Origin of the sequence: Aeromonas sp. R1-1, assembly GCF_040908495.1 — a bacterium.
Taxonomy (GTDB): domain Bacteria; phylum Pseudomonadota; class Gammaproteobacteria; order Enterobacterales; family Aeromonadaceae; genus Aeromonas; species Aeromonas veronii.
The window spans coordinates 1-11026 of the sequence record NZ_JBFODV010000162.1 but is presented as its reverse complement, the minus strand read 5'-3'; the positions used below and the strand labels follow the sequence as shown (position 1 = coordinate 11026).

Below are 11026 nucleotides of genomic sequence, written 5' to 3'. Positions count from 1 at the left end.
TACCCTTGGTCTACCTGTCAGAAAGCCCCGAGTGTAGCGGTCACCAGGGGCTGGGGCAGTTGCTGCTTGATGGTTTATTTGGGAAACAACGCCGTTCCACGTTGTTGAGAGAAACATTTGGTTCGGCAGACTCATTAATCTATGGTAGTAACTTATGTTTATTTATTATAAATTCACATGTCTTTTGCTTTGTTAATTATTTTGTATTTATGACTAAGCTTGTTTATTCTTATTTCAGCTAATTTGGAGGGGTTGTGGATAGTGCATTAATAGGTTTGGTCGGTGTTTTAATCGGTGCATTGATTACAGAATACTTTAGACGGAAGTCAAGGCTTGAGAGCTTTTCAGGACCTATCTTTGAGAAAAGACTTGCAATATATGAAAGCCTAATGAATGAATTCACTCTTTCATATGGAGTGATTTTTCATCTTTATGAAGACAATGAGATTTCATTAAGTGAAAAGAATGATGTAGCCTTTCATTGCGGTCTAAAACTAATGCAATTCCTTGACGATAATGAGTTCTATCTAAGTGAAGAAGTTGTGGTGCATATAGGAATGCTTTTTGTCGGGATTAGTGATGTTTTTTGCGAAGAAAAAACTGATGAGTGCAGAAAGATTACTTATGAAGAGTTTAAACGTGATTGTGGAGAAACAAAACGCTTAATAAAAACGGCATCGGGGATTTCGACCATTGATAAGTTATTAACTGAGATCACAGATGCAAAACCTAACTCCGAGTACATAAAATATTTTATAAAAATCAAAAAACAGTATCAGCAGGGAAAAGGTGAAAATAAAATCTGATATTTTATAAATGACCATCGTGTTTTAGTGGGGTTAATCGGTGGTTTTGTGTTTTGTAAAAGGAGTTAGTAATGAAAGACTTCATGGATAAGCTTATCGATAGTTTGAGTAATGGTAATTATCTTCTAGGGATAGTGATAGTTGTGGTTGCATTCATTTTTAACTATAAAACGATAGTTGATTTCTGGGAGGAGAGAAAAAAAGCAAGAATATCGAAACTAACAGATGCTGTAAAATGCGATTTTGTTTCGGGGCTAACAGAATCGCATCTGCAAGAAGAGTTGGCTACAGAGCACTTTAAAATAACGACTGGCATCCGTCTTGAAAAACAATTCAGAGAAGCTGTAATTAAAGCACATCAGTCAACAAATGGAACAGTTTCATTTGTCCATTTCAAAAGAGCCATACCTCATTTTTCTTATGATGGCGATAGTGGAAATGTGACTGTTTGTATTTCTAAGTTCGAGCTGTTTATATATTGGTTTAATTTCATTTTTGGTGTTGGAATGGCGTTGTTCGGATTGCTTTTAACAGGTATTTCTAGTCAGATTCCTAATATTAGTTTAATTCAAGTGTTCTCGGTTATTTTTATTGGTGTATTTTTCATTTTTACATCTATTTTTATGCTCTCGCAAACATTGCCAGTTGTATCTGCCAAAATAATAGAAAAAGAGCTATCTAGTATTGCTAAAAAAGAAAATAAAAAGTCTGCTGCAAGTTAATTATGTTATACATTGGGTTAAATCGTAGGTTGGTGCTGAACGCAGTGAAGCCCAACGTTTACCGTGGAATATTTCAAAAGCAATAATCGGATAATTTGGTGTTATTCGATTATTGCTATCCCTGTCGATTAGGTTCTGGTGGATTACTCTTACGCCGCATGTTGGGCTTCGCTGCGCTCTGCACCAACCTACGCCCGCCCTACGCCCGCGCCGATCCATATCCCGCACAACGCGCCAACCCGCAGCAATGCCTCCACCAACTACCAAACCTGCCTTGGCCCCACTCTTGCTAAGTCTTATCCCATTGATGGCCGTGGCCGCCATAAATCTCCTGCTCTGATCTGCCTCGAACTGGGTGGATCACGGGGGAGGGTGGCCCGGCAGAGACCTTCTGATGGGAGCCGTGACAGTGCAAGAGATAACCAAACCCCTCTCCCCGCAGCGCTGGCTGCAACTGGAGTTAAAGGCCATCGACAGCCAGGTTGGCCGCTGGCAGAGCCGCCGTTTCGAGATTGCGGCGCTCCATCCCGCCGAACCTGAGGCTGCCGGTGCCTTGCCCCTTACCCTGTTTCGCGATGAACGGGGGGATTATCGCTTTAACCTGAGCTCCGGCTCGCCTCGCCTGTTTGTCACCGGAAGCCGCGTGGACAATGGCTTTGTGGCCGATGGCCTGACCCTGAGCCAGACCATGGCTGCCGCCTATATGGATGGCGAGCGGCAGGTGCTCTCCTGCCCGCTGCCCGAGGCGCTGCAAGCCTGGGTGGAGGCCTTTATCGGCCGCCACGGCGAGCTGCTGGAGGCCCGCCGCAAGGGCAAAAAGGGCAAGGGACGGGCGCAGGATCAGCTGGGTGTCGATACGGTAGATCAAGCCAGCTGTGGCGCCGTTAAAGCCACCGGCCCCGATGGCCGCGAGCGTGGCAGTGACAGCGGAAATCGCGCCCATGAGTGAGTTCCTCAAGCGCTGGTCATCTCGCAAGAGTGAGGCGCGCAAGCATCAGGTATTGCAGCCACGGGAAGAGGTTAGCCCCGAGGCTGTTGCCGCCCTCATCGAAGGCTGTGGCGAAGCTGAAACTCCAGATACTGCGCTGGATAGCCCCGTAGTCAGCACTGACAAGGGGAGTAGTGAACCCCTTGCCGTTGAGGGGGCCGAGAGTGGCGAACCGCCGCTAACAACAGCCCAGCCGGGCAAGGCCAAGCTTCCTGACAAGGAGGCGCTGCGGGCCATGTTTCGCAGCCATAAACCGGATGGGCTCGACGACTACACCCAGGATTTCAGCCAGCCCGAATTGCTGCCTGCAGCCCTGACCGCCGGGCTGCGCAACTGGCTGGTGGATCAGGTGATCGCCCCGGACAGCGAGACGGCCAACCCGGCCAGCGGGTCTGCTGAACCGGTGGCGGTTGCCAGCGAACCTGCCGCCGACGAGCTGGCTGATAACCATTCTCAAACCCACACCGACGATCGGGACATTTTGGTTTCCTCTGGTGGACAAAATGTCCCAACCAAAGGTGGGGGAATGGAACCCTCAGGATCCTGACTCCCTGTCAGTCACTTTTTTTCCGGGGGAGTTGGCTCGCCTCTTGCTCTCTCGGCTTACCAACAAGCGCCCATCCCATGAGGTGGCGCGCACAGGAGCGTATGTGAGCACTGAACAAACATTGCCAAATCTGGCCCCAAATCTAGCCTCCAATCTTGCCCATGGGGCGGGGGCGGCCGAGCATAACGCGCGCGCTCGCGCCTATGCCCTGCAGCATACGGTCAAGACCGACAACCTGATCCCGGCCACTGTCTCTTACCAGAGTCAGGGGCGCCTGCTGCTGGTCGGCCCGGAAGATCGCATTCGCCGCGCTGCCAGCCTGCTGCCCGCCGGGGTGAAGCCCACCCTGCTGGTGACCGAAGCGGTCCACGATGCCGAGGCGGCCGATCTCGAAACCATTTTTGATGCCACCGCATCCCTCGCGGCCCTGACCCTGCGCGAGCCGAGCCTGACAGGGTATCTCGGCCAGTTCCAGCTTACCGGCCTCAATGGGCAGGGGGAGCGGGTTAACCTGGCGGCGCTTTGCTTCCCACAACAAGGCTTTCCACACCAAGCGGCTGCTGTTAGTGAGCCGCCACGCGAACCGCGCTTCGATCTGGTGGCCGATCTGGGGCGCGTCCCGCTCTTTGCGCTGGAGCGCCCGCCGGTTGGCTATCTGCATCTGGCCGATGATCAAGGGCTGGCCGAACGGCTTGCCGAGCTCTGTGCGCTGACCGGTATCTTCGACAAACCTCGCTATTTTCGTCTCGACCCCGAGGCCTGCGCCTTTACCGCCCGCGGCGTGCCCGGTTGCAGCCGCTGCCTCGATGTCTGCCCGACCGATGCCCTCAAGCCCATCAATGGTCGAATCCAGATCGATCCTCATCTCTGTCAGGGCTTTGGCAGCTGTGCCTCGGCCTGTCCGACCGGGGCGATTGCCTATCATCAGCCCGATGCCAACACCAGCGGTGACTACCTGCTGCGCTTGCTCAAGCACTACCGGGAGGCGGGTGGCGAAGCGCCCCAGCTGCTGATCGCCGGTGAAAACGAGCGCGAATGGGTGGAGGCCGAACTCACCCGTTTGCCCGCCAACTGGCTGCCGATCTGGGTGGAGGAGAGCGCGAGTTTAGGCATCGAGAGCTGGTTCGCCGCACTCGCCTATGGCGCCAGCGCGGTGCGCATTGCGCTCGGTGATGATGCTCCCGCAAGTGTGCGGGCATTGGTTGAGCGGGAGCAGGCGAGCGCCGCCGTGCTGTTGGCGGGCGCCGGTCTCTCTGCCGATCGCATCGCCCTGTTTAACCCGGATGCCGAACAAGATAAGCCGATCTCCGGTGAACCAGCCCTTGCCCTGCTGGACAAGCCGCTGAAAGGGGACAAACGGGAGAACCTGTTTGCCGCTTTCGATGCCCTCTGGCAGGCCAACGAAGGGAGCCGCGAGCCGCTGGCGGTGCCTTATGGCGCTCCATACGGCAGTGTGGAGCTGAAAGAAGCTGACTGCACCCTCTGCATGGGTTGCGTGGCGGTCTGCCCGAGCCGTGCCCTGCATGCGGTGGGGCACACTCCGGGTCTCAACTTTATCGAGCAGGATTGCATCCAGTGCGGCATGTGTGAAAAGGCGTGCCCCGAGCAGGCCATCGTACTGGTGCCCCGCCTGCAACCCGTGCCCGAGGCGCGCCGCGCCGTACAGAGCCTGAAAGCCGAAGAGGCGGCCTGCTGCATTCGCTGCTCCAAGCCGTTCGCGCCCGCCTCGATGATCCGCCGCATCCAGCAAAAGCTGGCCGGTCACTCCCACTTCCAGAACGAGGCCGCCCAGCGGTTGCTGATGTGCGAGGACTGTCGGGTCAAGGATGTGTTTGCGGCGCTGGCGGCGGATCCCGTCTCCCAGCTCAAGGTGTGAGGGCCAGTGATGAGTGAACAACATAACGAAAAGGCTGGCGAACTGACCATGACCGAACTGGAACAGAACAGCGCCGATCTCTACGCCCTGCTGGCGAGCCTCTGGCGCGCCGCTCCCCGTGGCGAACAGCTCGCCTGGCTGCAAGGGTTGCAGCCGATGCCTGGCCCCTTTGCCAGAGGGCTGGGGCTGGTGCAGCTGGCGGCCAGCAGCCACCACGAAAACGAGCTTGCCGAGGAGTATCAGGAGCTCTTTATCGGGCTGGGGCGCGGGGAGATCGTGCCGTTTGCCTCCTGGTATCTCACTGGCTCTTTGATGGAGCTGCCGCTGGCGGTGCTGCGCGCAGATCTGCAGTCGCTGGGTTTTGAGCGCCAGAGCGGAGTGTGCGAGCCGGAAGATCATCTCGCCGCCCTCTGTGAGGTGATGGCGGTACTGATTGGCGAGCAACATCCGGAGCGCAACCGCTTCTATGAGCGCCACCTTGCCCCCTGGGTACTCGCCTGCTGCCGCGATCAGCAACAGGCGAAAGGGGGCAGCTTCTACCGGGCGGTCGGCGCCCTTGCCGAAGATTTCTTCAAGCTGGAAAACGAATTGCGCCTGCCGTTTGGCGCCTGCGTGGTGCCGGGCTGAATGCCCCTATCTGCGCATAACAAGAGCTGCGCATAACAAAACGAGCAGACGAGATATCCCATTGGACGCGAAGCTGGCGCGCAGGCGCCAGCAAGAACAACAACAGAGGTCACAAGAATGAGCGATGAACAGCTGAAAGACCCGTCCCGCCGCAATCTGATCAAGGGAGTTGGCGTGGTCGCCACCATAGGCGTATTGGCCGGTGCCACCGGTCGGGTGGTGGGCAAAGAGGTGCTGACTCACGACACCGAGCCTGACAAGGGCTATCGGGAGACCCCCCATGTTCACGACTTTTATCGCACCCTGCGCGGCACTGACTGAGCCGGATCAGTGAAGGAGAACTCATGAAACTGACAAAACGTGCCGAGCAGCCCCAGGCGGGCGAGCAGGGCAATGAGGCCATTCGCGGTCAGGGGCTGACCCGCCGCGCCTTTATGGTCAACTCGGGTCTGGTAGCCGGTGGCGCCGTGGCCGCCGGTTGGCTGGCCCCCGCCATGATGCAGCGGGCCGAGGCCAAAACCGTGGCGGCCGGGGTGCCGGTCGAGGTGAAGCGCACCATCTGTTCCCACTGCTCGGTGGGCTGCGGCGTCTATGCCGAGGTGCAGAACGGCGTCTGGACCGGTCAGGAGCCGGCCTTTGATCACCCCTTCAACCTTGGCGGTCACTGCGCCAAGGGGGCGGCCCTGCGCGAGCATGGCCACGGTGAGCGTCGCCTCAAGTACCCGATGAAGCTGGTGGGCGGCAAGTGGCAGCGCATCAGCTGGGATCAGGCCATCGAAGAGGTGGGCAACGAGGTGCTGCGCCTGCGCAAGGAGTCCGGCCCCGACAGCGTCTACTGGCTCGGTTCCGCCAAGCACTCCAACGAGCAGGCCTACCTGTTTCGCAAGATGGCGTCCCTGTGGGGTACCAACAACGTGGATCACCAGGCGCGGATCTGCCACTCCACCACGGTCGCTGGCGTCGCCAACACCTGGGGCTACGGCGCCATGACCAACAGCCTGAACGACATGCACAACAGCAAGTCGATCATGTTTATCGGCTCCAACCCGGCGGAGGCCCACCCGGTCGCCATGCAGCACATCCTGCTGGCGAAAGAGCGCAATGGCTGCAAGATCCTGGTGGTCGACCCGCGCCGCACCCGCACCGCCGCCAAGGCTGACATGTACCTCTCCCTGCGTCCGGGCACCGACGTCGCCTTTATCTGGGGCATGCTCTGGCACATCTTCAAGAACGGCTGGGAAGACAAAGAGTTTATCCGTACCCGCGTCTACGGCATGGACGAGGTGCAAAAAGAGGTGGCGCGCTGGACTCCGGCGGAAGTGGAGCGGGTGACCGGCCTCAACGAACAGCAGGTCTATGGCGCCGCCAAACTGCTGGCCGACAACCGCCCCGGCTGCGTGGTCTGGTGCATGGGCGGTACCCAGCACACCACCGGCAACAACAATACCCGTGCCTACTGCATCCTCGAACTGGCCCTCGGCAACGTGGGCAAGAGCGGGGCGGGCACCAACATCTTCCGCGGTCACGACAACGTGCAGGGCGCCACTGACTTTGGCGTCACCTCCGATTCCCTGCCCGGTTACTACGGGCTGGAAGAGGGCTCCTGGAAGCACTGGGCCCGGGTGTGGGATGTGGATTACGAGTGGATCAAGGCCCGTTTCGACAACAAGCCTTACAACGGCAAGCTGCCGATGAACAACAACGGCATCCCGGTCTCCCGTTGGGTGGACGGGGTACTGGAGAACGCCGATCTCATCGAGCAGGGCTCCAACATCCGCGCCATGTTCTACTGGGGTCATGCGGTCAACTCCCAGACCCGCGGCCCGGAAATGAAGAAGGCGATGCAAAAGCTCGACATGATGGTGATTGTCGACCCGTATCCCACAGTCGCTGCCGTCATGAACGATCGTACCGACGGCGTCTACCTGCTGCCGGCCACCACCCAGTTCGAGACCTATGGTTCCGTCACCGCCACCAACCGCTCCATGCAGTGGCGCGACAAGGTGATAGAACCCCTGTTCGAATCCAAGGTCGACCACGAGATCATGTATCTCTTGAGCAAGAAGCTCGGCTTTGCCGACCAGCTGTTCAAGCACATCAAGGTAGAGAACAACCAGCCACTGTTGGAAGACATCACCCGCGAATATAACCGCGGCATGTGGAGTGTGGGCTACACCGGCCAGAGCCCGGAGCGGCTCAAGGCGCACCAGCAGAACTGGCACACCTTCCACAAGACCAACCTCAAGGCCGAGGGCGGCCCGGTCAGTGGCGAAGTGTACGGTCTGCCGTGGCCCTGCTGGGGTACCCCTGAGATGAAACATCCCGGCAGCCACATCCTCTACGACACCAGCATTCCGGTGTCGGAAGGGGGCGGTGGTTTCCGCGCCCGCTTCGGCATCGAGTATCAGGGAGTCTCGCTGCTCGCCGAAGACTCCTGGCCGAAAGGGAGCGAGGTGGAAGACGGTTATCCCGAGATCACTGCCGACCTGATGAAACAGCTCGGCTGGTGGGATGAGCTGACCGAGGCCGAGAAGAAAGAGGCCGAGGGCAAGAACTGGAAGACCGATCTCTCTGGCGGCATTCAGCGCGTCGCCATCAAGCACGGCTTTGTGCCGTATGGCAACGCCAAGGCGCGCTGCGTGGTGTGGACCTTCCCGGATCAGGTGCCCAAGCACCGCGAGCCGCTCTACACCCCGCGCCGCGACTTGCTGGCCGACTACGCCACCTGGCCTGATTCGAAGAGCCTGTGGCGCCTGCCGACCCAGTACGCCTCGGTGCAGGAGAAGGATGTCAGCAAGGAGTTCCCCATCATCCTCACCTCGGGCCGTCTGGTGGAGTATGAGGGGGGCGGCGACGAGACCCGTTCCAACCCCTGGCTGGCTGAATTGCAGCAGGAGATGTTCGTCGAGATGAACCCGGCGGATGCCAACGACGTCGGCGTGCGCGACGGTCAGGATGTGTGGGTCGAGGGGCCGGAAGGGGGCCGGGTCAAGGTGAAGGCACTGGTGACCCCGCGGGTCAAACCGGGGCTCGCCTTTATGCCGTTCCACTTCGGCGGCCACTTCGAGGGCAAGGATCTGCGATCCAAATATCCGGAAGGGTCTGACCCCTATGTGCTGGGGGAGTCGGTCAACATAGTCACCACCTATGGTTATGACCCGGTCACCCAGATGCAGGAGACCAAGGTCACCCTGTGCCGTTTTCGCAAAGTAGGAGCCTGATCCCATGGCCAGAATGAAATTCATGTGTGACACCAAGCGCTGCATCGAGTGCAACGGCTGTGTGACGGCGTGCAAGAACGAGAACGACGATGCCCTCGAGTGGGGCATCCAGCGCCGCCGGGTGGTGACCCTCAACGACGGCCTGCCGGGGGAGACCTCCATCTCGGTCGCCTGCATGCACTGCACAGATGCCCCCTGCATGGCGGTCTGCCCGGCCGACTGCTTCTATCACACCGACGACGGCATAGTGCTGCACAACAAGGATCTCTGCATCGGTTGCGGCTACTGCCTGTTTGCCTGCCCGTTCGGGGCGCCCCAGTTCCCGAAAACCGCCGCCTTTGGCGATCGGGGCAAGATGGACAAGTGCACCTTCTGCGCCGGTGGCCCGGAAGAGGATCACAGCGAGGCGGAGCGCCAGAAGTACGGTGCCAACCGCATCGCCGAGGGCAAGCTGCCCATGTGTGCCGAGCTCTGCTCCACCAAGGCACTGCTGGCCGGGGATGCGCAGGTTATCTCCGATATCTTCCGCGAGCGGGTTGCCTATCGCGGTGCCCCTCACGCAGCTTGGGGGGCTGATGAACAGGCGCTTTATCGCGACGCCAGCAAACCTCACGATGGCAGAGGCAAGGGGCTCAAGCTTGGCAAGCAGGAGGATGGCCAATGAGACACTGGCTGACAGCGCTACTGACGGCCTTGCTGCTGTTCAGCGCGCCCGGCTTCGCTGATGCGCAGAAAGAGGCGGTCGGCTTTGCCGGCGCCGATTATTGGCGGGCGGTGAAGGATGGGCAGGAGGGGGTGACCACCTCCCGCTCGCCGGAGCACGGAGTGCTGATCTCGGTGCCGGGCCAGCTCTGGTTCGAGGTGAAGACCAAGTGGGTGTCGCCGCTCGGCGCCATCGCTATTTTCGGGTCGCTCGCCATGTGTGGCCTGATGTATCTGGTGGTGGGGCAGACCAAGCTCTCCAAACCGCGCACCGGGCGCAAGCTCAAGCGCTGGAGCCGGCTGGATCGGGCGCTGCACTGGACCACGGCAGCCATGTTCCTGACCCTCTCCGGGTCGGGGCTGGCCATCATCTACGGCAAGTACTTCATCAAGCCGGTGGTGAGCCTCGGGGTGTGGGAGAACTGGATCTGGTTTGCCAAGGTGTTCCACAACTACGTGGGGCCGCTCTTCTTCCTCTGCCTGATGGGGGTGCTCATCAAGTGGTTCCGCCACAACATCGTCAACATGGTGGATGTGCAGTGGTTCATGAAGTTTGGCGGCATGCTCGGCAAGCACAAGGGAAGTCACCCCTCGGCGGGCTTCTCCAACGGTGGCGAGAAGGCGATCTTCTGGCTGCTGATCTGGTTTGGCGGCATTGTGGTGGCGACCGGGCTGTTCCTCGACTTCCCCATCTTCGGCCAGCTGCGCCGCCAGATGGAGTGGGCCAGCTTTATCCATATCGTAGGCGCCTTGATCCTTATCTGCGGTTTTATCTTCCATATCTACATGGGCCTGTTCCAGCTGGAAGGGGCGCTGGAGGGGATGGTGACCGGCGAGGTGGACGAGACCTGGGCCAAGGAGCACCACGACCTCTGGTATGAAGAGGTGAAGCACACCCTTGATGAGCCCAAGTCGGGCAAATCAAGCTGATGGTCGACTAAAGAGTAAAGAGAAGGGGCGCAGCGGCGCCCCTTTTGATGGCGGGTCGATGGTGATGGCAAATTGATTGAGCGATGCCGCAAACGGCGATGGTTTTTTGGGCCACCTTGAGCAACAGTAACAGGGGTTCCATTCACACAAGGGATGACAAATGATGAGAAAAGCATGGCTGGCAGCGGTATGTGCATCTGCGCTCTTCGGTGGTATTGCGGGCGTGGCGCAGGCGGCTGACGGGATCAAGACCCAGCAGGTGCAGTTCAAGAAGGGGGAGTCAGGGGCGACTATCAACGGCACCATTCAGGGTAGCCAGACCCTCGATTACAAGCTGACGGCCAACAAGGGCCAGAGCATGGTGGTGATCCTGACCGGCAAGCCCTACTTCAATATTCTGCCGCCGGGCAGCAAGGGGGAGGCGATGTTTATCGGTTCTACCGAAGGGAACAACTTTGAGGCGACCCTGCCCGCCAAGGGCACTTATACCATTCGGGTCTACCAGATGGGGGCGGCCGAGAGCAGCAAGGCCAAGACGCCGTTCAAGCTGGAGGTGGGCATCAGCGGCTAATGCGAGCAGCTGACAAGCATCACAGAGGTGGCGGCC

General features: G+C 58.6%; 12 protein-coding genes. All 12 read left to right on the top strand.

The genetic code is table 11. The features are described 5' to 3' along the window. Positions 1 to 242: hypothetical protein (locus AB5Y92_RS09280; protein WP_368226586.1), on the top strand; the 242-nt coding region annotated here is incomplete at its 5' end. Between the two features lie 12 nt (positions 243 to 254). Next, positions 255 to 806, top strand: a complete 552-nt coding sequence (locus AB5Y92_RS09275) for a hypothetical protein (RefSeq protein WP_368226584.1) — start codon at positions 255 to 257, stop codon at positions 804 to 806. A 71-nt stretch (positions 807 to 877) separates the two neighbouring features. Continuing rightward, entirely contained in the window at positions 878 to 1528 is a 651-nt protein-coding gene (locus AB5Y92_RS09270) for a hypothetical protein (RefSeq protein WP_368226583.1), read from the top strand. 394 nt (positions 1529 to 1922) lie between these two features. Continuing rightward, complete coding sequence (locus AB5Y92_RS09265; RefSeq protein WP_368226581.1) at positions 1923 to 2477, top strand: DUF3305 domain-containing protein; 555 nt, start codon at positions 1923 to 1925, stop codon at positions 2475 to 2477. Next, a complete protein-coding gene (locus AB5Y92_RS09260) occupies positions 2470 to 3063 on the top strand; it encodes a DUF3306 domain-containing protein (protein WP_368226579.1) in 594 nt (197 codons plus the stop codon). Before AB5Y92_RS09265 ends, AB5Y92_RS09260 begins: the two co-directional genes overlap by 8 nt. Positions 3064 to 3166: 103 nt before the next feature. Beyond that, the gene (locus tag AB5Y92_RS09255) at positions 3167 to 4939 is read left to right on the top strand and encodes a 4Fe-4S binding protein (RefSeq protein WP_368226578.1); all 1773 of its coding nucleotides are present in this window, start codon (positions 3167 to 3169) and stop codon (positions 4937 to 4939) included. A 9-nt stretch (positions 4940 to 4948) separates the two neighbouring features. Further along, positions 4949 to 5566, top strand: a complete 618-nt coding sequence (locus AB5Y92_RS09250; RefSeq protein ID WP_368226576.1) for a molecular chaperone — start codon at positions 4949 to 4951, stop codon at positions 5564 to 5566. A gap of 117 nt (positions 5567 to 5683) precedes the next feature. Next, the gene (locus AB5Y92_RS09245) at positions 5684 to 5887 is read left to right on the top strand and encodes a transcriptional initiation protein Tat (protein WP_005303194.1); all 204 of its coding nucleotides are present in this window, start codon (positions 5684 to 5686) and stop codon (positions 5885 to 5887) included. Positions 5888 to 5910: 23 nt separating this feature from the next. Next, positions 5911 to 8787, top strand: a complete 2877-nt coding sequence (locus AB5Y92_RS09240) for a formate dehydrogenase subunit alpha (protein WP_368226574.1) — start codon at positions 5911 to 5913, stop codon at positions 8785 to 8787. Positions 8788 to 8791: 4 nt separating this feature from the next. Then, positions 8792 to 9451: a formate dehydrogenase FDH3 subunit beta gene (gene fdh3B / locus AB5Y92_RS09235; RefSeq protein ID WP_005353752.1), complete on the top strand. Its 660-nt coding sequence runs from the start codon at positions 8792 to 8794 to the stop codon at positions 9449 to 9451. Further along, positions 9448 to 10419, top strand: coding sequence for a formate dehydrogenase subunit gamma (locus AB5Y92_RS09230; protein ID WP_127006726.1), 972 nt, complete (start codon positions 9448 to 9450; stop codon positions 10417 to 10419). The genes fdh3B and AB5Y92_RS09230 overlap by 4 nt, the downstream gene beginning before the upstream one ends. Positions 10420 to 10579: 160 nt before the next feature. Then, positions 10580 to 10990 (top strand): hypothetical protein, encoded by a 411-nt coding sequence (locus tag AB5Y92_RS09225; protein ID WP_013723543.1) that lies wholly within the window; start codon positions 10580 to 10582, stop codon positions 10988 to 10990. Positions 10991 to 11026: the final 36 nt, after the last annotated feature.